This is a genomic window from Streptomyces sp. NPDC018000 (genome assembly GCF_044328025.1).
Lineage (GTDB): Bacteria > Actinomycetota > Actinomycetes > Streptomycetales > Streptomycetaceae > Streptomyces.
This window is the reverse complement of record NZ_JBIRGM010000002.1, coordinates 411,490-434,230: the sequence shown is the minus strand read 5'-3', so window position 1 is coordinate 434,230 and position 22,741 is coordinate 411,490. Positions and strand designations below refer to the sequence as shown.

The 22,741-nt window shown below is 69.7% G+C and carries 22 protein-coding genes and 1 pseudogene; 11 read left to right on the top strand and 12 right to left on the bottom strand.

Features of this window, described 5'->3' with window-relative positions; genetic code table 11:
• Window positions 1-168: 168 nt before the first annotated feature.
• The gene (locus ACH4EW_RS06530; protein WP_398252260.1) at window positions 169-1,596 is read left to right on the top strand and encodes an FtsW/RodA/SpoVE family cell cycle protein; all 1,428 of its coding nucleotides are present in this window, start codon (window positions 169-171) and stop codon (window positions 1,594-1,596) included.
• Window positions 1,597-1,682: 86 nt separating this feature from the next.
• Here the strand turns inward: ACH4EW_RS06530 and ACH4EW_RS06525 are convergent, their stop codons facing one another.
• Both ACH4EW_RS06525 and ACH4EW_RS06520 read right to left on the bottom strand, forming a co-directional pair.
• Window positions 1,683-2,093 (bottom strand): VOC family protein, encoded by a 411-nt coding sequence (locus tag ACH4EW_RS06525; RefSeq protein ID WP_398252257.1) that lies wholly within the window; start codon window positions 2,091-2,093, stop codon window positions 1,683-1,685.
• A gap of 228 nt (window positions 2,094-2,321) precedes the next feature.
• A complete protein-coding gene (locus ACH4EW_RS06520) occupies window positions 2,322-2,459 on the bottom strand; it encodes a DUF6126 family protein (protein ID WP_398253312.1) in 138 nt (45 codons plus the stop codon).
• Window positions 2,460-2,600: 141 nt separating this feature from the next.
• Here ACH4EW_RS06520 and ACH4EW_RS06515 point away from each other — a divergent pair, with 141 nt between their 5' ends.
• Together ACH4EW_RS06515 and ACH4EW_RS06510 are read left to right on the top strand one after the other, a co-directional pair.
• Window positions 2,601-2,906: an LLM class flavin-dependent oxidoreductase gene (locus ACH4EW_RS06515; RefSeq protein WP_398252254.1), complete on the top strand. Its 306-nt coding sequence runs from the start codon at window positions 2,601-2,603 to the stop codon at window positions 2,904-2,906.
• Window positions 2,907-2,991: 85 nt separating this feature from the next.
• On the top strand, window positions 2,992-3,414 hold the full coding sequence (locus tag ACH4EW_RS06510; protein ID WP_327274239.1) for a universal stress protein: 423 nt from the start codon (window positions 2,992-2,994) through the stop codon (window positions 3,412-3,414).
• A 110-nt stretch (window positions 3,415-3,524) separates the two neighbouring features.
• Here ACH4EW_RS06510 and ACH4EW_RS06505 read toward each other — a convergent pair whose 3' ends face one another.
• Window positions 3,525-3,935 (bottom strand): hypothetical protein, encoded by a 411-nt coding sequence (locus ACH4EW_RS06505; protein WP_398252251.1) that lies wholly within the window; start codon window positions 3,933-3,935, stop codon window positions 3,525-3,527.
• A gap of 119 nt (window positions 3,936-4,054) precedes the next feature.
• Here ACH4EW_RS06505 and ACH4EW_RS06500 point away from each other — a divergent pair, with 119 nt between their 5' ends.
• Entirely contained in the window at window positions 4,055-4,951 is an 897-nt protein-coding gene (locus ACH4EW_RS06500) for a hypothetical protein (protein ID WP_398252248.1), read from the top strand.
• Window positions 4,952-5,040: 89 nt separating this feature from the next.
• The gene (locus tag ACH4EW_RS06495; RefSeq protein WP_398252245.1) at window positions 5,041-5,988 is read left to right on the top strand and encodes an NADP-dependent oxidoreductase; all 948 of its coding nucleotides are present in this window, start codon (window positions 5,041-5,043) and stop codon (window positions 5,986-5,988) included.
• Between the two features lie 94 nt (window positions 5,989-6,082).
• On the opposite strand, the gene ACH4EW_RS06490 is transcribed toward ACH4EW_RS06495, so the two are convergent.
• Window positions 6,083-6,484, bottom strand: coding sequence for an RNA-binding S4 domain-containing protein (locus ACH4EW_RS06490; RefSeq protein WP_398252242.1), 402 nt, complete (start codon window positions 6,482-6,484; stop codon window positions 6,083-6,085).
• 381 nt (window positions 6,485-6,865) lie between these two features.
• On the opposite strand from ACH4EW_RS06490, the gene ACH4EW_RS06485 reads away from it, so the two are divergent.
• Window positions 6,866-8,836, top strand: coding sequence for a VWA domain-containing protein (locus tag ACH4EW_RS06485; protein WP_398252239.1), 1,971 nt, complete (start codon window positions 6,866-6,868; stop codon window positions 8,834-8,836).
• On the opposite strand, the gene ACH4EW_RS06480 is transcribed toward ACH4EW_RS06485, so the two are convergent.
• Both ACH4EW_RS06480 and ACH4EW_RS06475 read right to left on the bottom strand, forming a co-directional pair.
• Window positions 8,770-10,002 (bottom strand): sensor histidine kinase, encoded by a 1,233-nt coding sequence (locus tag ACH4EW_RS06480; RefSeq protein WP_398253309.1) that lies wholly within the window; start codon window positions 10,000-10,002, stop codon window positions 8,770-8,772. The two genes, ACH4EW_RS06485 and ACH4EW_RS06480, sit on opposite strands and share 67 nt — an antisense overlap.
• A 62-nt stretch (window positions 10,003-10,064) precedes the next feature.
• Window positions 10,065-10,718 (bottom strand): response regulator transcription factor, encoded by a 654-nt coding sequence (locus ACH4EW_RS06475; RefSeq protein ID WP_398253306.1) that lies wholly within the window; start codon window positions 10,716-10,718, stop codon window positions 10,065-10,067.
• Between the two features lie 148 nt (window positions 10,719-10,866).
• On the opposite strand from ACH4EW_RS06475, the gene metG reads away from it, so the two are divergent.
• Window positions 10,867-12,471, top strand: coding sequence for a methionine--tRNA ligase (gene metG, locus ACH4EW_RS06470; RefSeq protein ID WP_398252236.1), 1,605 nt, complete (start codon window positions 10,867-10,869; stop codon window positions 12,469-12,471).
• Window positions 12,472-12,829: 358 nt separating this feature from the next.
• Here the strand turns inward: metG and ACH4EW_RS06465 are convergent, their stop codons facing one another.
• The 4 genes from ACH4EW_RS06465 to ACH4EW_RS06450 form a co-directional block, all read right to left on the bottom strand.
• Window positions 12,830-13,654, bottom strand: a complete 825-nt coding sequence (locus tag ACH4EW_RS06465; protein WP_398252233.1) for a L,D-transpeptidase family protein — start codon at window positions 13,652-13,654, stop codon at window positions 12,830-12,832.
• A 178-nt stretch (window positions 13,655-13,832) separates the two neighbouring features.
• Window positions 13,833-14,345, bottom strand: coding sequence for a GNAT family N-acetyltransferase (locus tag ACH4EW_RS06460; protein ID WP_398252230.1), 513 nt, complete (start codon window positions 14,343-14,345; stop codon window positions 13,833-13,835).
• 175 nt (window positions 14,346-14,520) lie between these two features.
• A complete protein-coding gene (locus ACH4EW_RS06455; protein WP_398252227.1) occupies window positions 14,521-14,718 on the bottom strand; it encodes a DUF397 domain-containing protein in 198 nt (65 codons plus the stop codon).
• Window positions 14,719-14,729: 11 nt separating this feature from the next.
• Window positions 14,730-15,071: a Scr1 family TA system antitoxin-like transcriptional regulator gene (locus ACH4EW_RS06450; RefSeq protein ID WP_398252225.1), complete on the bottom strand. Its 342-nt coding sequence runs from the start codon at window positions 15,069-15,071 to the stop codon at window positions 14,730-14,732.
• 150 nt (window positions 15,072-15,221) lie between these two features.
• On the opposite strand from ACH4EW_RS06450, the pseudogene ACH4EW_RS06445 reads away from it, so the two are divergent.
• From ACH4EW_RS06445 to ACH4EW_RS06435, 3 genes and pseudogenes are all read left to right on the top strand, one after another.
• A pseudogene (locus ACH4EW_RS06445) lies at window positions 15,222-15,640 on the top strand (ATP-binding protein).
• A 307-nt stretch (window positions 15,641-15,947) separates the two neighbouring features.
• Window positions 15,948-16,337 (top strand): hypothetical protein, encoded by a 390-nt coding sequence (locus ACH4EW_RS06440; RefSeq protein WP_398252222.1) that lies wholly within the window; start codon window positions 15,948-15,950, stop codon window positions 16,335-16,337.
• A gap of 451 nt (window positions 16,338-16,788) precedes the next feature.
• The gene (locus tag ACH4EW_RS06435) at window positions 16,789-17,385 is read left to right on the top strand and encodes a dihydrofolate reductase family protein (RefSeq protein WP_398252220.1); all 597 of its coding nucleotides are present in this window, start codon (window positions 16,789-16,791) and stop codon (window positions 17,383-17,385) included.
• Between the two features lie 113 nt (window positions 17,386-17,498).
• Here ACH4EW_RS06435 and aspS read toward each other — a convergent pair whose 3' ends face one another.
• The gene (aspS, locus tag ACH4EW_RS06430; protein ID WP_398252217.1) at window positions 17,499-19,283 is read right to left on the bottom strand and encodes an aspartate--tRNA ligase; all 1,785 of its coding nucleotides are present in this window, start codon (window positions 19,281-19,283) and stop codon (window positions 17,499-17,501) included.
• A gap of 197 nt (window positions 19,284-19,480) precedes the next feature.
• Here aspS and ACH4EW_RS06425 point away from each other — a divergent pair, with 197 nt between their 5' ends.
• A complete protein-coding gene (locus tag ACH4EW_RS06425; protein WP_398252215.1) occupies window positions 19,481-21,577 on the top strand; it encodes a SpoIIE family protein phosphatase in 2,097 nt (698 codons plus the stop codon).
• A gap of 44 nt (window positions 21,578-21,621) precedes the next feature.
• On the opposite strand, the gene ACH4EW_RS06420 is transcribed toward ACH4EW_RS06425, so the two are convergent.
• Window positions 21,622-22,677 (bottom strand): AI-2E family transporter, encoded by a 1,056-nt coding sequence (locus tag ACH4EW_RS06420; protein ID WP_398252212.1) that lies wholly within the window; start codon window positions 22,675-22,677, stop codon window positions 21,622-21,624.
• Window positions 22,678-22,741 lie beyond the last annotated feature (64 nt).

Sequence of the window (22,741 nt, the reverse complement as noted above, 5' to 3'; positions counted from 1 at the left end):
CGTCTGCGACTGTAAGGAGCGCCTGCGAGGGCAAGACCGGCGGTACCACGGGCACCACAGGAACCACACACGCTTTCTTCACGTCTAAGACGACATCCAAGGCCGCAGCGCCGCCGACTCACTCGACTCAGTCAGCAGTAGGCAAGCCGTGAGAGGCCCTGTCACACGATGAGCATCACCACGAACACGTCGACGCACCGCACGTCGACGGTCGGCGCGCCAAGCCGGCGCAACACCGAGCTCGCACTGCTGTTGTTCGCCGTCGCCGTCCCCGTGTTCGCCTACGCCAACGTGGGCCTGGCCATCAACAACCGGGTGCCGTCCGGTCTGCTGAGCTACGGCCTGGGCCTGGGCCTCCTGGCCGGCATCGCCCATCTCGTCGTACGGAAGTCCGCGCCGTACGCGGACCCGCTGCTGCTGCCGCTGGCCACGCTGCTGAATGGGCTCGGCCTGGTCGTCATCTGGCGGCTGGACCAGTCCGAGCTGCTGAAGTCGATCAAGCAGGCGGGAACAGCCGCGCCACGGCAGCTGATGTACACGGCGATGGGCATCGCGCTGTTCATCCTGGTGCTGATGTTCCTCAAGGACCACCGCGTCCTGCAGCGCTACACCTACATATCCATGGTGAGCGCGCTGTTCCTGCTACTGCTTCCGCTGGTCCCGGGCCTGGGCGCCAACATATACGGGGCCAAGATCTGGATCCACGTCGGCAGCTTCAGCATTCAGCCCGGTGAGTTCGCGAAGATTGCGCTCGCGGTCTTCTTCGCCGGCTATCTGATGGTCAAGCGCGACGCGCTGGCCCTGGCCAGCCGCCGCTTCATGGGCCTGCACCTGCCGCGCGGCCGCGACCTCGGCCCGATCCTGGTCATCTGGTTCCTCTCGATCCTGATCCTGGTCTTCGAGACCGACCTCGGCACATCGCTGCTGTTCTTCGGAATGTTCGTCATCATGCTGTACGCCGCCACCGAGCGGACCAGCTGGATCGTCTTCGGGCTGCTGATGTCCGCGGCCGGCGCCGTCGGTGTCTCCTCCTTCGAGCCGCACGTCCAGCAACGTGTCCAGGCCTGGCTCGACCCCATGCGCGAGTACATGCTCAGCCGCCAGGACGTGCTCGGTCACTCCGAGCAGTCGATGCAGGCGCTGTGGGCGTTCGGCTCCGGCGGCACCCTCGGCACCGGCCTCGGCCAGGGCCGCTCCGACCTCATCCGGTTCGCCTCCAACTCCGACTTCATCCTCGCCACCTTCGGCGAGGAACTGGGTCTGACGGGCATCATGGCGATCCTGCTGATCTACGGCCTGATCGTGGAGCGCGGCGTACGCACCGCCCTCGCGGCCCGCGACCCGTTCGGCAAGCTGCTCGCCATCGGCCTGTCGGGCGCGTTCGCGCTGCAGGTATTCGTCGTCGCCGGCGGTGTGATGGGCCTGATCCCGCTGACCGGTATGACGATGCCGTTCCTGGCGTACGGCGGTTCTTCCGTCATCGCCAACTGGGCCCTCGTCGGCATCCTGATCCGCATCAGCGACACCGCACGCCGCCCCGCGCCCGCCCCCGCCCCCAACCCCGACGCCGAGATGACCCAGGTGGTGCGCCCGTGAACAAGCCCCTGCGCCGGATCGCGCCGGCTGCGGCGTGACGCCGGTTCGTGCGACAGCCTCCCCCTCGCACAGTCCGTCCGGGATCCTCAGGAGTTGGGCCAGTCACGCGCGCAGAGGACGAGCCGGTACCCGTCCGGGTCCTCGACGGTGACACCCCACTCGTTCCAGTACGGATTCGGCGACAGGACGCGCTTGCCCCCGTGCTCCTCAAGCCGGTCCACCATCTCCTGGGGCACGGGCCCGTCGAGGTAGAGGACGAGCAGGTCCTCGTCGGTGGGGCGGGGTCGGGCGGGGTGGTCGCCGCCGTGGACGAGTTCGAGGTGCCAGGACGCGTCCGGGTGTCCCACCATGAGCAGATCGTGCGCCCCGGGCTCGCGGCTCCCTTCGGCGCGGAACAGGACCGTCAGTCCGAGTCCCCCCACCCAGAACCGCTCAGCCGCGATGAGATCACGGGACGGCCGGGCAAGACGAACATGGCTCTGGCCGGTGAACGGCATGGTGGTGTTCCTTCCTCGACAGCGGCACGCCCGTCTGCGCACCGAGCCCGCAGCGTAGGCATCCAGCTCTCTCGCCCGCATCGGCACAACTTCCCGGTCCCCGCGACCGATCTCCTGCGACCGAAGGCCTACGCCCCCGCCGGGATGGACGTCCTCGACCCGGGCCAGGGAAGCCGGGCGACGCCCCTGCTCGATCGCGGTCGTACTGCGTCGCGGCCTCCGCTCCGCTTACTTCTTGGCGTGCTCGCCCACGTAGAAGAGGATCCAGATGAAGCCCGCGAAGAGGTGCGTGGCGAAGACGTAGACGAAGACGCGCAGGGCAACGCCGCGTTCCTTCCAGCGCTCGCTCTCGCCACTCCCGCCCACAGCCCTGCCTCCGCCCGGCAGAGGCGCGACCGGCCTCCGCAACCCGTCCAGGGTACGCACCATCCCAGTCCTCCCCGGCGGAATGGACCAGGGGTTTGCCCCGTTGGAGAGTGCGACCAGATGGTTTAATATTCAACAACAATGAAGGCGGGCGCCATGAAGTTCGGGATCTTCACCGTCGGAGACGGCCCTGTCCACCCGTGGTTCGGCAAGGACATCCGCCAGGGCATCCCGCTCGCCATCGAGCACTACGCCCTGCTGCACAAACTGTGGCGCAAGGACGCCGTCGACGGGGAGGGCAAGTTCCGTACGCCGCTGCAGCCCTTCACCGCGACCCCGCACGGCCGGCGCCGCCCGGCCCCGATCGGACCAAGTCGACCCCGACCGGACCGAGTCGATCCTCGGCCGGGCCAAGGCCCCCGCCACCCAAAGCCCTGTCCGGTTTGATTAGAGTTGGAACGAAAGATGCGTGGTGCGAAATTTTCTCGCACCACGCCTCTGCGCACTGAGCCGAACCGAGCTGGAGGCAGAGATGGGCAGGATCGTGGTGGGCGTTGACGGCTCCGAGTCGTCGATCAAGGCACTGCACTGGGCCGTACGCCAGGCGGAACTGACCGGTGACACGGTGGAGGCCGTCAACAGCTGGGAGTACCCCGCGACCAGCTGGGCGTCCATGATGCCGGGCATGCCGGAGGACTTCGACCCGCAGGCCGTGGCGACCGTGTCCCTCACCGAAGCGCTGGAAGAGGCCCTGGGCGCCGAGGGCGCGGCCGCAGTCAGCAAGGTCGTGGTGATCGGCAACCCGGCCCAATCCCTGCTGGAGCGCGCCAAGGGTGCGAACCTGCTGGTCGTCGGGGCTCGCGGCTACAGCGGCTTCAAGGCGACCCTGCTCGGCTCGGTCAGCCTCCATGTCACCCAGCACGCACCGTGCCCGGTGACGGTCGTACGCGACTGACCGCAACCGCGCGGCAGACGAGGCGACATGAGGACGGGCCCGCGCCCTGTGCGGGCCCGTCCTCATGTCGGCGCACCCCCATACCTGGACGGGAGATGCGGGAGACACGCTCACGTCCTCTCTCTCGTGTAGAAGATGTAGAACGTGGTGATGAACATCCCGAGGCCGACCGTCAGTCCCAGCGCCGAGGACCGCAGCACGCTCGAATTGGTCAGTCCCACCAGCAGGCCGATCGCCGCGGATGTCAGCGCGCCGTACGCCACTGCCCGAGCGAGCGGGATCATGGTGTGCTGAATCCGGCCCAGCCCGAAGCAGAGAACGGCGAGCACCACCGCACAGATCAGGCCGTACCAGAACTGCCGGCCGCCGCTCGCGCCGTTGTTGCGGAGGATGAACGACGCGTAGAGGCCGTACGCCGCGCCCAGCGTGACGGGTATGGCCCAGGCGAGCGCGCTGTGCCGACGTTCACCTGTCCTGGCCCCGGTCCGTCTGCGGGTCGGCGTCGCTGCATGAGTGGCCATGGCGGAGGACTCCTTCCGTCGCCCCTTTTCCCTCCAGGGCACACCCGGCCGCGCCGCCCGGCAACTCGGATGGCGTAGGGCCCTGGGCGCGCCGCTCCCGTACGGGATTCCCTGGAGAGGTGCGGACGTATCTCTCGGCGGCTCTGGCGGTGGTGGTGCTGGTGCTGCTCGCCGTGCTCGTCCCGCTGAGCGCACTCTCCGCCTGGGTGGATCTGGAGATCGACAACACGGACCGTTACGTCGCGGCGGTGGCCCCGCTCGCCTCCGACCCCGAGGTGCGGAGCACCGTCAGCGACCTCATCACCGACGGGGCGATGAAGCAGATCGACGCCGGGCCGCTCCAGAGCACCGTGCGGGACGTCCTGCACGAGGCGGTGATGTCCTTCACCACCACCGACACTTTCCGGACCGCATGGAACAGCGCCAACCGCACCGCCCACGAAGCCGTGACCGCCGCGCTGAACGGCAAGACCGGAGAGGCCGTGACCATCGATCTGGCGCCGATGACGGAGCAGATCAAACAGAACCTGGAGGAGAACGGGGTGCCGTTCGCCGACCGGATCCCGGTCCAGCACACCGACATCACGATCGTCTCCGCCGACCGCGCCGACCAGTTGCGCCAGACTTTTTGGTGGCTGCGGACCGGCAGCATCTGGCCCGCCGTGGCCACGGTCGTGTTCGCCGTCCTGACCGTGGTCGTGGCCTGGGTGCGCGGCGGACCGGGGCGCGGGCGTTCCGCGCTCGCCGCGCTCTCGGCCACCGCGGTGGCCGGGTTCGGTTTCGCGCTGGGGGCACTCGTGCTGCGCGCGGTGATCGCGGTCGCTCGCGACCGGGTGCTGTCCGAGGTGCCGGACGGCGAGAGGGGCAGTGTGGCGGCGGTGTACGACGCGCTGACGAGCTCGCTGCGTACGACGGTGTGGATCGTGTTCGCCGCTGGGCTGGCGGTGGCGCTGTGCGCGGTGCTCGGGCGGCTGTGGGCGGCGCGCACAGTGCACGGCGGCGGGCAGCGCCCGTAGCGGACCCGGTTCGACGTGCGGCGCCGGGCGGGCCGGGGAAGAGTGGTTCTGGTGACTGCCGGATCGGGGACGACTGAGAGGTCTTCCACATGCGAGCCATAGCCGTCAGCGCATTCCGGGCCGACCCCGCACTGGTCGAGATACCCAAGCCCGAGCCGGAAGCCGGTGAGGTACGGGTCAGGATCGAGTACGCCGCACTCAACCCGTGCGACTGGCAGGCCGCACAGGGCTCCCTGGACGACGACCCCGCCCCGAGGGTGTTCCCGCTGGTTGTCGGCGTGGACTTCGCGGGCCGGGTGGACATGATCGGCAGCGGCGGGAACCGTTTCCGGGTCGGCGACAATGTCTTCGGCCGGGTCGCCGGGCCGACGGCCGCCGCCGGTACCTACTGCGACTACGTGTCCGTACCGCAGGACTCCGCCATCACCTTCGTCCCGGACGGCCTCCCCCTCCGTACGGCGGCGGCACTGCCGTCCGCCGGGATGACGGCCGCCCAGATCCTGGAGACCGCGGTGCTCCGCGGCCACGAGAGCCTGCTGGTCATCGGCGCGGCGGGCGGCGTCGGCAGCTATCTGACCCAGTTCGCGTCGGCCCGCGACGTACGCGTGCTCGCAGCCGTGCGCGGCGACGAACACAGGCGGATGGCGGCCCTGGGCGCCACCGTCACGATCGACACCACGAGCCGCTCCCTCGAAGCGGCGGTACGGGAGGCCTGCCCGGACGGCGTCGACGCACTCGTCGACCTGGTCTCCACCACCCCGGCCGCCTTCGCCGCCCGTGCCGCGCCGGTACGCGGCGGAGGGATCGCTCTCACCACGCGGGGCGTCGCCGCCGGGGCCGCGCTCCCCCCGGGCGTGACCGGCATCGACTTCCGGCTCGAACCCACCCCGGTCCTGCTCGACGTCCTGGCGGAGGGGGCCGCCGAGGGCGTACTGCGCGTGCCCATCGACACCGAACTCCCGCTGGAGAAAGCCCCGCAGGCTCTCGACCGGAACCGGACGGGCGGCGCACGCGGAAAGACCGTCATCGTGCTCTGAGCCCCCACGAATCCGGACGCAGACGCACCCAACCGCCCCTGGACGCTGAGCAAACAAGCCCGTCCGGCACTTGAGGGCCACGGGGCAGCTCCGGTCACCCCGTGGGGCCGGCCCCCCGCAACCGATCCATCTCCCGCCGGTCCCGCTTCGTCGGCCGCCCCGCGCCCCTGTCCCGCACCGGAACCTGGATCGCCGCCTCGCGCGGTGGCGGAGGCGGGCTGTTGTCGATGAAGCACTCCGCCACCACCGGAGGGCCGACCCTCTTCTTCACAATCTTCGACACGACGACGATCCGGTCCCGGCCCGCGTGCCGGAGCCGTACCTCGTCGCCGACGTGCAACGCCTGGGCGGGCTTGGCGCGCTCGCCGGCAACCTTCACATGTCCCGCGCGGCAGGCGGCAGCGGCCTGCGAACGGGTCTTCGTCAGCCGGACCGACCAGATCCAGACGTCGACCCGAACGCTTCCATCCACCTGCGGCGCCTCACCGGAAACCATGCAACCGACTCTAGGGCGTGTTTCGAAAGCAGCTTCGTCCGCCCGCAGGGCGGGGCCGGGGGCGTCTGGTGCGTGCCGGACGCCCCCGGCCGGACGGGACTTTCGAAACACGCCCTCGGGGCACGCCCGTCGGGTCAGGTCATGCGGATGAGCCGAAGCAGCTCGGAACCGGGTGGGCACATTTGAACGACGTACATCAGGCCCGTACGGCATGCGCACAGGACGTGGTCGGGGATCGGCTTCGGCTCAGTTGTCCCACGGGCGGGCCGCACCGCCGAACGGCCGGATCCGGCCGCTAACCTTACGTATCCGTCCTGGCCAGGGATGAATTCCCGCAGGTCGGACATTTCTCGCACCCAACTCACGGGAAAGGCCTCGCCCATGGGCATTCGGAGCTTGCTGCGCAAGATGTTCGGCCGCGACCGCGCGGAGCAGGACGCGCCGGCGCCGACGGCCACGGTCCCGCCCCAGACCGAACGCACAGCGCCCGCGGAGTCGGAGCCGATCACGGTGACGGCGGACGAGCCGGCTGCGGAGACCGCCCCGGTACGCGAAACCGCCCCGGCCGCCAAGGCCTCGGTACCGTCCCCCGCCTCTACCCGGTCCACCACCAGCAACAGCGGTTTGGCGTCGGACCTGGTGGCAGCGGCCTTCGACAAGGCGTCCATCGTCACGGTCCCGGCACAGGGTTCGGCCCCGAAACCGAAGCCGTCGGAGCCGGAGATCGAGGCTGTGGAGCCGGTGGCTGCGGAGACCGGCAAAGCAGAGGTCGAGCCCGTCGCCGACGAGGTCGAGGTCGAGCCGGCCACTGCGCAGGCAGAACCGGAGGCCGCACCCGCCGCCGAGGTCGAGCCGGAGGCCGCGCCTGCTGCTGACGAGACCGAGCCGGAGCCGGAGGCCGCACCCGCCGCGGTCGACGTCGAGGCTTCCGCCGAGCCTCAGCCCGCCGAAGCCGAAGTCGAGGTCGAGGTCGAGGTCGAGGCCCCCTCCGAGCCGGCGTCGGAAACCACACCTGCCACCGAGGCCGAGCCGGAAGCCGCACCCGCCGCCGTCGCTGAAACCAAGGTCGAAGCCCCCGCCGAGCCCGAGCCCGAGCCGGTGATTGCACCCGTCGCCGAGCCCGTCGCCGCCGAGACCGAGCCGGAGCCGGAGGCCGCACCCGCCGCGGCCGACGTCGAGGCTTCCGCCGAGCCGCAGCCCGTCGAAGCCGAAGTCGAGGTCGAGGCCCCCGACGAGCCCGAGCCGGTGATTGCACCCGCCGCCGAGACCGAGCCCGTCACCGCCGAGACCGAGCCCGAGCCGGTCAAGGCGCCCGAGGCTCTCACTGAGCCGGACGCGGCACCCGCCGCCGAGGCCGAGCCCGTCGCCACCGAAGCCAAGCCCGAGACCGAGCCCGTCGCCACCGAAGCCGAGCCCGAGGCCCCCGCCGAGCCCGAGCCGGTGATTGCACCCGCCGCCGAGACCCTGACCGAGGTCGAGCCCGAGCCGAACCCCGAGCCCGTCGCCACCAAGCCCGAGACCGAGCCCGAGCCGGTCGCCACCAAGCCCGAGCCCGAGACCAACCCCGTCGCCACCGAAGCCGAGACCCCGGCCGAGGCCGAGGTGGAGCCGGAGCCTGCGGCCCCCGAGCTCGCTCCCGCGGCCGCGGCTGACACGGCCCCCGAGCCCGCTCTCCCCCTCGCCGAGGTCAAGTCCCGTGCTCCCGGGCTCGTCGACTCCTACGAGGCCGCCCGGGCCGGGCTGGAGGCGCACGGGCTGACCGGGCTGCGCGCCACCGTCTACCTGGTCCTCGACCGCTCCGGCTCCATGCGGCCGTTCTACAAGGACGGCAGCGCCCAGCACCTGGGCGACCGCACCCTGGCCCTCGCCGCGCACCTGGACGAGAAGGCCACCGTCCCCGTCGTGTTCTTCTCGACCGACATCGACGGCACCGGCACGGTCGACCTCACCTCGCACGAGGGCCGGATCGACGAGTTGAACGCGGGTCTGGGCCGCCTCGGCCGTACGAGCTACCACCGCGCCGTCGAAGAGGTCGTCGCGCACTACGAGAAGTCGGAGGCGACCGGCCCGGCCCTGGTGATCTTCCAGACCGACGGCCCGCCGGACGCCAAGCAGCCCGCCAAGCAGGCGCTGGCCGAGGCGGCACGGCTGCCGCTGTTCTTCCAGTTCGTCGCGTTCGGCGACGAGGACGCGAAGGGCTTCGACTTCCTGCGGAAGCTGGACGCCCCGAACGCCGGGTTCTTCCACGCGGGCCCCGCCCCCCGCGAGGTCGCGGACACCACGTTCTACCGCGAGGTCCTGGCCGCTCTCCCCACCTGGGTCGCGGCCCGCGAAGCGGCGACCGAGGACTGATCCACCGGCAGGCGTACGGTCACGGCGAGCCCGCCCTCGGGGCCCGGAACCGCCGTGACCGTACCGCCGTGAGCCACCGCGATAGAACGCACAATCGAGAGTCCGAGCCCGGAACCCCGCCCCATCCGGTCCTTGCCCTCACCCCGCCGGAACGGCTCGAACAGCCCGGGGATGTCCGCCGCGTCCACCACGGGCCCGGTGTTGCGCACCTCCAGCAGTCCCCCGTCGCCGGCCGTCACCAGGGACACCTCCACCGTCCCGTCGGACACGTTGTACGTGACGGCGTTGGCCAGCAGATTCGCCACCAGCTGGGCGAGCAGCAGCCGGTTCCCCCGTACCGCACAGGGTCCGGCATCGACCTCGACGCCCGGGTGCCTGGCCGCTTCCTCCGCCACCACCTGCGCGAGGTCCACCGCCTCCCGCTCGCTCGCCGCGAGCCCGCGTTCGCTGCGCGCCAGGACCAGCAGCCCCTCGATGAGCCGCTCGCTGCGCCGGTTGTTGTCCAGGAGCGTCTGCCGGGTCCGTACGAGATCCTCCTGGGTCGGGTCGTCCAGACCGATCTGAATGGCGGCCCGCTGGGTGGCGAGCGGTGTCCGCAGTTCGTGCGAGGCGTTGGCGATGAACCGGCGCTGACTGTCGAACGCCTTCTCCAACCGGGCCAGCAGCGCGTCGAGCGTCTCGCCGAGCTCTTTCAGCTCGTCGTCGGGGCCGCTGGACGCGATCCGTTCGTGCAGGGTGTGCTCGGACAGCCGGCGCGCCTTCGCCGTCATGGCGTGGACGGGGCGCAGGACCCGCCCCGCGATCCACCACCCCACACCGACCGCGAAGGCCGTCATGACGAGCAGCGAGGCCACGGACCACACGAGCAGCTGCTGACTGGCCGCATCGCTGACGTCGTCGGTGAGGTCGTAGACGGTGGGCGGCCCGAGAGTCCGCCGGGTGACCATCGGGCCGTTCACCGCGTAGCCGGGCTGGACGACCGCCGCCGTGCGGGCGATGTCGCGCGCCTGGGAGTCCGTACCCGCGCGGGAGGCGAGGTTGACGGTGGTGAGCAGCGCCGTCCCGAGCACCAGGAACACCCCGCCGTACACGAAGGCGATCCGCCTCCGGATCGTGGAGTGCGGGACACAACGAACGCGCAGAACACGAGGAACGCGCGGGCGCAGGAGACGACGGAGCCGCAGAAGACGAGGGAATCGCAGGACACCCGGAACGCGCGACGGGCGCTTCACAGGGCGTACCCCACACCCTGCACCGTACGGATCAGGGCCGGTTCCCCGAGCTTCCCCCGCAGCTTGCTCATGCAGACGCGGACGGCGCCGGTGAACGGATCGGCGTTGGCGTCCCAGGCCCGCTCCAGCAGTTCCTCCGCGCTGACGGTCGCGCCGTCGGCCTCCAGCAGCAGTTGCAGCACCGAGAACTCCTTCGGCGAGAGGTCCAGCTCCCGCCCCTCCCGGGAAGCGGTGCGCCGTACGGTGTCGAGCCGGATGCCGTACCGCTCCAGCTGCGGAGGCACGGGGCGGGCGCTGCGCCGCCGCAGCGCCCGTACCCGCGACACCAGCTCGGGGAAGTCGAACGGCTTGCCCATGTAGTCATCGGCGCCGAGGTCGAGGCCGGCGACCCGGTCCTCCATGGAACCGGCGGCGGTGAGCATCAGAATCCTGGTCCGCGAGCCGGAGGCGACCAGCCCCCGCGCCACGTCGTCGCCATGCACCCGTGGCAGGTCACGGTCGAGGACGACGACGTCGTAGTCGTGCAGCCCCAGGTAGGCGAGGGCGGCATCGCCGCTGTACACCGTGTCGACGGCGAATCCGGCCCGCCTCAGCCCGGTAGCGACCAGCTCCGCCAGGATCTCCTCGTCCTCGGCGACCAGTACCCGCATCGTGATGTCCCCTGCCTTGTGCATGCGTGTCCACTCCCTCCCAGGATGCGTCTTTGCTAGCGGAAGGAATGTTTCGCAAAGGTCTCCGCACCGGAGGCCCGGTTTATCGGTGTGAGTCGATCTTCCGCAGGCCGTTAGGATTTCGACCATGGCGGCCACTGGATCCGAGAAGCAGGGGGCGACGGCGTACTACGTCTCGACCCCCATTTACTACGTCAACGACGCTCCTCACCTGGGCCACGCCTACACGACCGTCGCAGGCGACGTGCTCACGCGCTGGCATCGCCAGCGCGGCGAGAAGGTGTGGTACCTCACCGGCACGGACGAGCACGGTCAGAAGATCATGCGCACTGCCGAGGCGAACGACGTCACCCCGCAGGAGTGGTGCGACAAGCTCGTCGAGGAGGCGTGGAAGCCCCTCTGGGAGCACCTGAACGTCGCGAACGACGACTTCATCCGTACGACGGAGAAGCGGCACACCGACCGGGTGCAGGAGTTCGTGCAGGACCTGTACGACAAGGGCGAGATCTACAAGGGCGGGTACGAGGGCCCGTACTGCGTGGGCTGCGAGGAGTACAAGCTCCCCGGCGACCTCATCGAGGACGAGGACGGCGTCAAGCTGTGCCCGATCCACAAGAAGCCGGTGGAGATCCTCAAGGAGGAGAACTACTTCTTCAAGCTGAGCGCCTACGGCCCGAAGCTGATGGAGTTCTACGCGAACAACCCGGGCTTCATCCAGCCCGAGTCCGCCCGCAACGAGGTCGTGAACTTCGTCAGGCAGGGCCTGCAGGACCTCTCCATCTCCCGCTCGACCTTCGACTGGGGCGTCCCGGTGCCGTGGGACGAGAAGCACGTCATCTACGTGTGGGTCGACGCCCTGCTCAACTACGCCACGGCGGTCGGCTACGGCGCCAACCAGGAGAAGTTCGACGGGACCTTCCCGGCCAACGTCCACCTGGTCGGCAAGGACATCCTCCGCTTCCATGCGGTGATCTGGCCCGCGATGCTGATGGCGCAGGGTCTGCCGCTGCCCGGCCGGATCGCGGCGAACGGCTGGCTGATGGTCGGCGGCGAGAAGATGTCGAAGTCGAATCTGACGGGCATCAAGCCGCAGGATCTGACCTCGCACTTCGGCGTCGACGCCTACCGCTGGTACTTCCTGCGCGCCATCGCGTTCGGCAGCGACGGCTCGTTCTCCTGGGAGGACTTCTCCGCCCGCTACACCTCCGAACTCGCCAATGACTACGGCAACCTCGCCTCGCGCGTGGCCGCCATGGTCGGCAAGTACTTCGGCGGGGCGCTCCCGGAGGCCACCGCCGCGGGTGACGCCGAGAAGGCGGTCCAGGAGGGGCTGGCGAAGGCCGTCGCCACGGCCGACCGGAAGATCGGCGAGGAGCTGGACTTCCAGGCCGGCATCCTGGCGGTCTTCGACTTCGTGAAGCAGGTCAACGGCTACATCACGGAGCAGGAGCCCTGGAAGGTCGCCAAGGACACGTCCCCCGAGGGCCAGGCCCGCCTCGCGACGATCCTCTACACGGCGGCCGAGTCGCTGCGCGGTGTCGCGGTCCTGCTGAACGCCGTGATGCCGGAGACCTCGCAGAAGCTGTGGGACTCCCTCGGCGCCGAGGCGTCCCTGGGTGCGCTGTCCGATCAGCGCGTCCAGGACGCCGGCACATGGGGCCTCCTGCCGGCGGGCGCGACGGTGACGAAGGGCGCGGTGCTGTTCCCCCGCCTGGAGGAGAAGCCGGCTTGAGCGACGGGCTCACCCACGCACACACGGCGAAGAGCCGGGACCGCACGAGGGGTCCCGGCTCTTCGCCGTGTTCTCCCGCCTTCGGATCAGTGGACCCAGTTCCCGGGTCGGGGTGCACGCAGCTGCGCGTCAACCATTCGATGATCCGCCCATGATTGCCGTCCGGCAGGGCCTTGGCCCCCGGTTTCCCGTTCAGGAACTCCAGGCGCGGCGCTTCTTCGTCGCGCATGGCGTGACGGGCGAGGTCCTCGAAGACCTCCTGGGTCAGCACACTCTCCTCAGCCACGGTCATCACTGCCTCCTGAGGGAAACCGGACTGTGCCCAGCGTACGGGCTGGAAGCCGGGCCCATCCCCGGTTCACCGCTCCAGTGCCGGTACGTCCCCCATCACGACGACCGGCTTCTTCGCCGGGTCGAGGAGCTGCAGCAGTTCCCTCATCCGGTCCTTGGGGAGCGTGATGCAGCCCTGGGTCGGGCCGTCGTGGTCCACGTGGATCCAGATGCCGCCACCCCGCTCCTGGCCGAGCGGACGCTTCTGGTCCAGGGGTGAGGCACCGGGGATCCGGTTGTAGTCGACGGCGATGACGTAGTCGAAGGAACCCTCCAGTGGCTCCCCGTCGAGCCCCTCGCCGCTCACGGCGAACGCCGGGCTCTGGTTGTACGGGAGCATGGTGCCCGGGGCATCGAGCAGGCCGCCCGCGGACGTCAGTCCGTAGACCCCGGTCGGGGAGCGGAGGTCGTCCTCCCAGTGCTCGTCGGTCCAGCCGTTCATGGCGTTGCGGGCGGGCCAGCGGGACGTGGCCGCCTGCCAGCCCAGGGCCGGATCGTCACGGGTGTAGAGGACAGCGGTGGACAGGCTGGAGTTGTAGGAGTGGCCGGTGACGACCAGCGCCTGCCGGGAGTCCGCCGGGATCGTGGCCCGGGTCCGCGGTCCCAGAGCGGGGATCTCGCGGGGGCGGAGGCGCGGAGCGTACGGGCCGGGGGCCGCCCGCCCCCGGCCCCCGTCGGCCTGTGGGCCCGCGACGCCGGCGGAAGCCGTGGCACCTGCCCGGACACCGCGGATTCCCGTGGCAGTACCGGAGATGCTGTCGCAGGCGGTGAGCAGCAGGATCGCGGCGGCACACGTTCCGGCGCAGACGACGTACGGGGGACGCCGGGAGGCCGACGGACGCAACACGGACACGGGCACTCCTCAGCAGTCGTGGGTGAAGACAGCGCGGGAGAGCTCCCCGTCACGCCTCTTCCCGCTGAACCCAGTTAACGCCGCGACACGCGAGCGCGAATCCGCACCAGGGCCATACGGCGGTACCGCCCGGAGGCGATCACCGACGAGCGCGAGGCCCCCGCACAGCGCGGATGGATCAGATACCGAACGGTGCTGCGTAGCGGACCGTTCCGCTGGGCAGCGGGTGGTTGGCGTCAAGGGTGAGAGCCATCAGGGCCTCGTCCGGAACCTCGATGGTCAAGCCAATGCCGTGGGTGGAGGCGCGGGTGAATCCGAACCGAGGGTAGTAGGTCGGGTGCCCCAAGACGATGACATAGTGCTCGCCCTTGCTCTTGGCTGCCGTCAGTGCGGCCAGAACCGCAGCAGAGCCGACGCCGCGGTTCTGTTTCTCGGGCCGGACGGCAACAGGACCCAGGCACAGGGCCGGGGCGTCGTCAATGTGGCAACGGGTCAGCAGTGCGTGACCGACGGGGGTGCCGTTCTCATCTGCGGCGACAAGGGACAGGCCGTCAATCCATGCGCTCGGGTCGGCGCGCAGGGCGTCGACGAGATCGGCTTCCTGAGCGGTGGGAAAGGCGGCGATGTTGATCGCGCGGAGAGCGGGGATGTCGGCGCTGGTCTCAGCGCGCGTGATCCACGTGCTGCTCATGATCGATGAAGATCCGTTCGGAGCGGTGTTCGTGTGGGCGCCTCGCGAGCTCACGCTCTCAGCGAGGGTGGACAGGATGAGGTCAGGCCACGGCCCGGGACGTGAGGGAAACCCGGGCGCCGTGCCCGGTGGCCTTGAGCGCGGTCATCATCACCCCCTGCGTGAGAGCCGGATGTCACGCCCTGCCGAGCCGCCCGCCCTTCACACCCCGAAGAAGCCGGGCCAACTGCTCCGGGGCAACCGCCAGCTCCGTACCGGGGTCATCGCTCTCGCGGAGCCGTATGCGGCTGTCACCGAGGGCGAGTTCGACGCAATTGGATGAATCGCCCCCGCCGGAGAACGAGGATTTTTGCCACACGACGTCCTTTGTCATGCCGGGACCTTTCACATGCTCCGCACAAGGCGATGGATGAAGTCCCTCGACTCTATGGCGCCCAACGAGACCGTCTCCAGCTTGTGCACGACCTCGCGGTACCGGCAGAGCTGTGCTTGCGCGTCCAGAAATGCACCGCCGTGCGGGGTGTCCATGAGAACGGTATCGAGCGACGGCACTGGCCCACCCGCGTACACCAGCGGGTCGCCCATTCCCGCGAACCCATTCATGTCGAATGGAATGACCCGCACCGTCACATGCGGCAGTTCGGACTGCTCCAGGATGTGCAGAAGCTGACCTCGTGCGACTTTGCTGTCGGCGACCCTGATCCGCAGAGCGGCTTCGTGAATCACCGCTTCGTAATATCCCACCCGCCCCTCGGCGCTGCGAAATGCCGGGAACCCGAAAGCGCACCGCCCCGCCCTGCCATGGCGGGTGCGACATGCCACCACCCACGGACCGCCGCGCCCCGCAACCACTCACGCACCAAACGGAGTTCCCGTATGCCGAACTCGCCCGCACGCACCGACGCGCCCTGGGAGTACACGCTCTACATCCCCCACGACCCGCGCGCGGTCACGGTCTCCCGACGCACTCTGCGTCTGATCCTCACGCTGCACGACCTGCTGCCCCTCTCCGAGACCGCCGAACTCGTCGCCGGCGAACTGGTCGGCAACGCGGTACGCCACACCAAGGGCCCGGCAGCGTTACGCCTGCGCTGGGCGGGCGGCGCGTACTGCGCATCGGCGTCTGGGACGCGGACCCCACCCCACCCGCGCCACCGCTGTACTCATCCGCAGAGGCCGACAGCGGACGCGGCCTCGACCTCATCCGCAACTGCACGGACGGGTGGGGCTGGTACCCGCTCACTTCGACAGGCGATTCCGGAAAGTTCGTGTGGTGCGAACTCCGGGCCGCGTAAAGGGACATGGCATGGTCGTTGCGAGCAATCCAATGGCCGTGGGCCAGATCCGCAATCTGCCGCCAACTCGGCCCCACCCGGACCTGCGGCAGCTTCCGCACCGGGGTGCCCTGCCTCGAAGCCGTACGAGGGGCCCGGCGCGTCCGGCCCCGCACGCACTCTTCGCAGGGCCTTATGAACGAGCAGTTCTGGTGCTGTGACCGGGAAGGTTCACCGGGCTCGGGCAGCCAGGGCGAGCTCCGAGTTGGGATGGCCTGGTCAGCGATGTAGCAGCCTGTTGTGCCCCCGGCTCTGCGACGATTGCTGAGTGAGCAAGCAAGAGTGGGACACTTTGACCAAGTCCGAAGAAGCCTTCATGGTCAATTCCTATGAGATCGACATCCTGCCTGGTGTCTGGGGCGATCTCGACGAAGCCGACCGGTCCCGACCGGTCAACGAGCTGGCGGGAATCTTGCTCGCTCTCATCGATCGTGGGTGGATCGAGGTCCGCCGACTCGCGCCGTGGACCTCCCCCTCCGGGGAGCATGGCTTCCAGCCCGGCAAGCTGGTACCTCGTGATCGTCTTCCGGCGATTCTCGAAGACGCGGCCACCTGGGAGTATCCCGAAGACGGGAACTGGATTGGCGCGTTGACCCTGGTCGAGACCGAAGCGGGAAAGAAGATCACTCGTCTGTCTCCTGAGGATATGGCTGAGTAGATCGTCGTCGCGGGAAGCCTTGGACCGCTGCAACGGCCGGCCGCCCCCAGCGGAGGCCCTTCTCGCTACGGATGCGGGCCAATCGGATTGGCCCAGGAGGCGTTCGTCGGGGTGCAGCACAACTCGACGTTGTTCTTCCGCGCCCACCGGCGGATCTCGGCGCTCGTGTGGGCGGGGTCGGTCCCGCCACGAACGCGGCGGCGGGGGCGGCCCCGGTCGCCTGCTTCCCGCGCATGCGGGGTTCAGCTCTGTTCACTTCGAACAACTGCGTTTCTTGGCTGGTTTCAGCAGCCGCTGGGCCCGGCGCGCGTGCGAGTTTGCACAAACATTGACGGTCCGCCGCGCGCTCGGTCGGCCCAGTGTGATGATCACTCAGCGGTCTCGCACCCTGGCACCCGTCCGGCTGCCCCGGGGCCGCGCCGCGGCAGCGGACCGACGGAAGGGACACGGCGTGCGCAGACTCGTCCACTACATCGCCATCACTCTCGATGGCTTCATCGCGGGCCCGGACGGCGCGGACCCCACTGGTCCGAACGGCTTCTGGCCCATACCGGAGGACTACCTCCAGCACCTCATGGCCGAGTACCCGGAGACGCTTCCCGTACATGCCCGGCAGGCGCTGTCCGTCACTGCGGAAGGCACGCACTTCGACACCGTGCTCGAGGGGCGGCGCAGCTACGAGATCGGTCTTGCGGCCGGAATCACCGACGCCTACCCACACCTGCGTCACCTGGTATTTTCCCGGACCCTGACCGAGAGCCCGGACCCGGCCGTCGAACTGGTCGCCGACGACCCGGTGGCGACCGTGCGGGGGCTCAAGCAGCTGGACGGCAAGGACATCTGGCTGCTCGGCGGAGCCGAGCTGGCGGGCTCCCTTTACGCCGAGATCGACACGCTGATCCTCAAGGTCGCCCCGCTGACCATCGGCGACGGAATCCCTCTGTTCTCCCGCAAGGCCGCCTTCGACCCGCGCACTTGGACGCTCACCGACCACACCGCTCTCAAGAGCGGCGCGGTGTTCCTCACCTACACGCGCGTCACCAGCTGAGCGCTCCGGGCGGGCGGCGGTGCGCGGGACCGGGCGCGGGCACGCTCAGCGAACAGCCCCCGGCCGTCCGGCCGGGGGCTGTTTCACGTGGAACCAGGGGAAGGAACGGGCGCTTACTTCTCCGTCTGGTCCTTGGCCGTCGCCGCCGGCTTGCGGAGCTGGATGTTCAGCTCGCGCAGGCGGGACTCGTCCAGCTCCGTCGGGGCGCCCATCATCAGGTCCTGGGCGTTGCCGTTGAGCGGGAAGGCGATCGTCTCGCGAATGTTGGGCTCGTCGGCCAGGAGCATCACGATGCGGTCGACGCCCGGGGCGATGCCGCCGTGCGGCGGGGCGCCGAGGCGGAAGGCGCGGAGCATGCCCGCGAACTCGTGCTCGACGGTCTCGCGGTCGTAACCGGCGATCTCGAACGCCTTGAGCATGACGTCGGGCTCGTGGTTGCGGATGGCGCCGGAGGACAGCTCGATGCCGTTGCAGACGATGTCGTACTGCCAGGCCAGGATGTCGAGCGGGTCCTTCTCCTCCAGGTCCTTCATGCCACCCTGGGGCATCGAGAAGGGGTTGTGCGAGAAGTCGATCTTGCCGGTGTCCTCGTCCTTCTCGTACATCGGGAAGTCGACGACCCAGCAGAACCGGAAGACGCCCTCCTCGAAGTGGCCGGCGCGCTTGGCGGCCTCGACGCGGACGGCGGACATGATCTTGGAGACCTCGTCGAATTCGCCCGCGCCGAAGAAGACCGCGTGGCCGGGGACGAGAGACAGACGCTCGGTGAGGGTCTTGATGTCGGTCTCGGTGAGGAACTTGGCGATCGGGCCGGTGAGGCCGCCGTCCTCGCCGACGCGGACCCAGGCCAGGCCCTTGGCGCCGTGCTGGACGGCGTAGTCGCCGAGGCCGTCGAAGAACTTCCGGGACTGGCCAGCGGTGTCCGGGACCGGGAGGGCGCGGACGTGCTTGCCGGCGAAGGCCTTGAACTCCGAGTCGGCGAAGATGTCGGAGATGTCGACCAGTTCCAGCTGGGCGCGCAGGTCCGGCTTGTCGTTGCCGTACTTCAGCATCGCCTCGCGGAACGGGATGCGCGGGAAGGGCGAGGTGACGTGGCGGCCGTTGCCGAACTCCTCGAAGAGCTCGGTCATCAGCTTCTCGATCGGCCGGAAGACGTCCTCCTGCTCGACGAACGACATCTCGACGTCGAGCTGGTAGAACTCGCCGGGCGAGCGGTCGGCACGGGCGTCCTCGTCGCGGAAGCACGGCGCGATCTGGAAGTAGCGGTCGAAGCCGGAGATCATCAGCAGCTGCTTGAACTGCTGCGGGGCCTGGGGCAGGGCATAGAACTTGCCCGGGTTCAGGCGGGACGGGACGACGAAGTCACGGGCGCCCTCGGGGGACGTCGCGGTGAGGATCGGGGTCGCCATCTCGTTGAAGCCGAGGTCCACCATCTTGGAACGGATGGAGGCGATGACGGCCGAGCGCAGCATGATGTTGCGGTGCATGCGCTCGCGGCGCAGGTCGAGGAAGCGGTACTCCAGGCGCCGCTCCTCGTTGACCCCGTCGTCGGTGTTGATCGTGAAGGGCAGCGGGGCGGCCTCGCCCAACACCTCGACCTCGGTGACCTCGATCTCGATCTCGCCGGTCGGGAGCTCCGGGTTCACGTTGTCGGCGCCGCGCGCGGAGACCTTGCCGTCGATCCGTACGACGGTCTCCTTGGTGAGCTTCGCCAGGGCCTCGTTGCCGGGGGTGCCAGGACGGGCGACGAGCTGCACCAGACCGTAGTGGTCGCGCAGATCGATGAAGAGGATGCCGCCCAGGTCTCGGCGATTGTGCAGCCAGCCGCTCAGCCGGACGTCGGTGCCGACGTCAGAGGCGCGGAGCTCGCCGCAGGTGTGGGACCTGTACCGATGCATTCTCGTTCATCCAGTCTTCGCGGTTCGGGGTGGATTCAGCCTCCCCAGGCTACCGCCCGCACCCGCCGGAATCATTGACATTGACATTTCAAGATCATCCCGGGAGGGGCGAGGCGCGACCCCTGGGGCGTGCCCGGCCGGGCCTGGGCGGCAACCCTCGGTGGCGTTTGCGGGGCACATCTTCTTAAAGTAGGGCAATGCGCACCGAGGACGTCCTGGCCGCGACCGCGACCGGCCTGTGGCGCTGGGACAACGGAGCCGGGACCGTCACGCTCGATGCGGAGGCGGCCCGGCTGCTTGAGCTGCCCGCCGCTGCCGGTGTCTTCCGTGAGTCCGCGGTGCGTTCCCGTTTCCATCCGGTCGACTGGAACGAGATCTACGGAGTGGTGAATCTCGCTGTCGCCGAGGGCACCCTCGCCGAGGCCCGGCTGCGGATCGTGGACGAAAGCGGCCGGGTGCTGCGTACCGTACGCAGCCGTTCCAAGCCGCTCCCGCCCGAGGAGCCGGGCAGCACGGCCTATGTGCTGGTCGGCACCCTTCAGGAGGTTGCCGAGCCGCAGCCCGGCACCACCGGGGCGCACACCCCCATCACCGGTGACTGGCGCCGCTCCCGCGAGGCGTTCCTGCTGGACGCGGGCCGGGCGCTGGCCGAGGCCCGGTCGACGGAGGAGGTGCTGCGGGTCGCCGCCTCGCTCTCCATGCCCGGGTTCTCGCCGGACGGCCTGGCGGTCTTCGGCATCGCGGGCGAGCGGCTGACGATCACCGGTCACCACGGACACAGCGTGGGCGACGAGGGCCCGTTCAACGGCATGCCGCTGGAGACGGATTATCCGGCCGCCGAGGCCGTACGGACGGGGCGGGCGATCTATCTGCCCTCGCCCGAGGACTACAGCCGCCGCTACCCGGCCACCTGGCCGCTCGCCAGCCGTTTCGGGCGCCGCTCCTGGGCGTTTCTGCCGCTGATAGTGGCGGGGCGCACCATGGGCGCCTGGATGGCGGGGTTCCGGCACCCGGTGTCGTTCTCGCCGGACGAACGGTCCGTGCTGACGACCGTGGCCCGGATGCTGGCCCAGGCACTGAGCCGTGCCGGGCTCGCCGAGACCGAGCGGGAGCTGTCGCTCGGGCTGCAGCGCTCGATGATGCCGACCCTCGGCCCCGACATCCCGGGAATGACGGTCGCCGCCCGCTACATCCCGACCGGCGGCGGGCTCCAGGTCGGCGGCGACTGGTACGACATGATTCCGCTCCCCAACGGCAATATCGCGCTCGTCATCGGTGACGTCCAGGGCCACGATGTGCGCGCCGCGGGCCTGATGGGGCAGTTGCGGATCGCCCTTCGCGCGTACGCCACCGAAGGGCACCGCCCGGATGCGGTGCTCTCCCGTGCGTCCCGGTTCCTGTCCGGGCTCACCGATGCGTACGAGGACGGGGAGGAGACCGGGCCTCGCTTCGCGACCTGTCTGTACGCGGAGGCCGACCCGGAGACCGGCGTCCTGGACATCGCACGGGCCGGCCACCCCGATCCGGTGGTGATGACCGCCGACGGGACCGCGATGATCCGCCAGACCGAGGGCGGGCTGCCGCTCGGCGTCGAGGCGGACGCCGACTATCCGACGACCCGGCTCACCCTGGAGGCCGGAGAAACGATCATGCTCTGTACGGACGGGCTGATCGAGACCGGCGGCCATGATTTGTCGACCGGCTGGGTCCGGTTGCGGCCGGTCCTGGAACAGGACACGTCCGACCTGGAGAAGCTCGCCGACGCCCTCGTCCAGGCCGTGCACGGGCCGACATCGCACTACACGACCGGGCCGCTGGCGGACCGCCGGGAGGACGACATCGCGGTACTGCTGCTGCGGCGCGATGGTGGGACGCCGGGAGAGACGGCGCCGCGGCGCACCGCGCTGGCCATCGCGCAGGCCGAGCCGGCTCGGATCGCGGCGGCCCGGCAGCAGCTGCGGGAGCTGCTGCACGACTGGGCGGATCCGGAGCAGGTCGACGCGGCGGTGCTGATGATCTCCGAGATGGCCACCAATGTCCTCGTCCACACGGACGGGGATGCGCTGGTGGTCGCCGAGGCGACGGGGGAGCACGGTGAGCGGCGGCTGCGGGTGGAGGTTGCCGACGGCAGCGACGAGCTGCCGCACATGCGGCGCCCCGGGGAGATGGCTTCCAGTGGACGGGGGCTGGTGCTGATGGAGATGCTCGCCGATGCGTGGGGAGTTGATCCGCGGGGGGCGGGGAAGTCGATCTGGTTCGAGCTGTACGAGTCGGGGTCGGGGGCGGGGAGCTGAACCGGGTCGTCGGGTTCGGGCTTTCCGCGGGAACGGTTCCGTCCTCAGGCGCCGGGCGGGCTGGAGCGCTGTCCGCGCAGTTCGCCGAGGATGCCGAAGGCCGCCGCGCAGGCCGGTACCGCGAGCAGCATGCCCAGCAGGCCCGCCACGCTGGCGCCCGCGGTGATCGCGATCATGATGGTGGCGGGGTGCATCTGGACCGTACGGCTCTGGATCAGCGGCTGCAGGACATGGCCCTCCAGCACCTGTACGGCGAGCACGACCCCCAGCGCCCAGAGCGCGATCACGAACCCCCGGTCGGCGAACGCGACCAGGACCGCGACCGCGCCGGAGAGGAACGCCCCGAGGTAGGGGATGTAGGCGCCGACGAATACCAGCGCACCCAGCCCCACGGCGCCGGGGACGTTCAGGATCAGCAGGCCGACGGTGATGCAGATCGCGTCGATCAGGGCGATGAACGTAGTGCCGCGCATGAAGCCCTCGACGGCTTCGAAGGCCCGCCGTCCCATGGCCTCGACCTGGCGCCCGGTACCGCGCGGGGCGACCGTGTGGGCGAGGTTCACAGCCTTGTCGGAGTCGCGCAGGAAGAAGAAGGTCAGCAGGAGAGCGAGGACGCTGGTCGCGATCAGCGAGCCGATCAGGCTGATCCCGGAGAGAATCCCGCCTGCGGCGCTCGCCCCGAACTTCTCGGCAAGCTTCTGGGCATTGGCGAGGAGGGCGTCCACATTGGTGTTCTTGCTGATGCCGAAGTGGTCGACGACCCACTGCCCGGCGTCCTTCAGCGACCGGACGATCTGGTCGCCGGTGTCGACGAGGGCGGTGACGACGATGTATCCGGCACCGCCGACCACCGCGACGAGCAGGGCGCAGGTGAGCCCCGCGGCCAGCGACCGGTTCATTCCGCGGGCGGTCAGCCAGCGGTGGACCGGGCCGAGCAGCGCCGTACCGAGCAGCGCGAGCAGAACGGGGGTGACCGCGGTCTTGAAGATGATGCACAGCCAGACGGCGACCGCGGCGACCCCGGTGACGAGGAGAACAACACCGCACCAGGCAGCTGTGCGGCGCGCGGCGGCGGGCAGGAGGGGTTCAGGAGTTTGCACCCTCCCACCCGATCACGGCGCGGGCCGATAATCCGCTTGCACCGCCGTACGAGTGTGGATCGTC

What these genes read in the sequence shown, in the direction of transcription:
- ACH4EW_RS06530 (WP_398252260.1), top strand. Translation starts at nt 169, where the DNA reads ATGAGCATCACCACGAACACGTCGACGCACCGCACGTCGACGGTCGGC.
- ACH4EW_RS06525 (WP_398252257.1), bottom strand. Translation starts at nt 2,093, where the DNA reads ATGCCGTTCACCGGCCAGAGCCATGTTCGTCTTGCCCGGCCGTCCCGT.
- ACH4EW_RS06515 (WP_398252254.1), top strand. Translation starts at nt 2,601, where the DNA reads ATGAAGGCGGGCGCCATGAAGTTCGGGATCTTCACCGTCGGAGACGGC.
- ACH4EW_RS06510 (WP_327274239.1), top strand. Translation starts at nt 2,992, where the DNA reads ATGGGCAGGATCGTGGTGGGCGTTGACGGCTCCGAGTCGTCGATCAAG.
- ACH4EW_RS06505 (WP_398252251.1), bottom strand. Translation starts at nt 3,935, where the DNA reads ATGGCCACTCATGCAGCGACGCCGACCCGCAGACGGACCGGGGCCAGG.
- ACH4EW_RS06495 (WP_398252245.1), top strand. Translation starts at nt 5,041, where the DNA reads ATGCGAGCCATAGCCGTCAGCGCATTCCGGGCCGACCCCGCACTGGTC.
- ACH4EW_RS06490 (WP_398252242.1), bottom strand. Translation starts at nt 6,484, where the DNA reads ATGGTTTCCGGTGAGGCGCCGCAGGTGGATGGAAGCGTTCGGGTCGAC.
- ACH4EW_RS06485 (WP_398252239.1), top strand. Translation starts at nt 6,866, where the DNA reads ATGGGCATTCGGAGCTTGCTGCGCAAGATGTTCGGCCGCGACCGCGCG.
- ACH4EW_RS06475 (WP_398253306.1), bottom strand. Translation starts at nt 10,718, where the DNA reads ATGCGGGTACTGGTCGCCGAGGACGAGGAGATCCTGGCGGAGCTGGTC.
- metG (WP_398252236.1), top strand. Translation starts at nt 10,867, where the DNA reads ATGGCGGCCACTGGATCCGAGAAGCAGGGGGCGACGGCGTACTACGTC.
- ACH4EW_RS06460 (WP_398252230.1), bottom strand. Translation starts at nt 14,345, where the DNA reads ATGAGCAGCACGTGGATCACGCGCGCTGAGACCAGCGCCGACATCCCC.
- ACH4EW_RS06455 (WP_398252227.1), bottom strand. Translation starts at nt 14,718, where the DNA reads ATGACAAAGGACGTCGTGTGGCAAAAATCCTCGTTCTCCGGCGGGGGC.
- aspS (WP_398252217.1), bottom strand. Translation starts at nt 19,283, where the DNA reads ATGCATCGGTACAGGTCCCACACCTGCGGCGAGCTCCGCGCCTCTGAC.
- ACH4EW_RS06425 (WP_398252215.1), top strand. Translation starts at nt 19,481, where the DNA reads ATGCGCACCGAGGACGTCCTGGCCGCGACCGCGACCGGCCTGTGGCGC.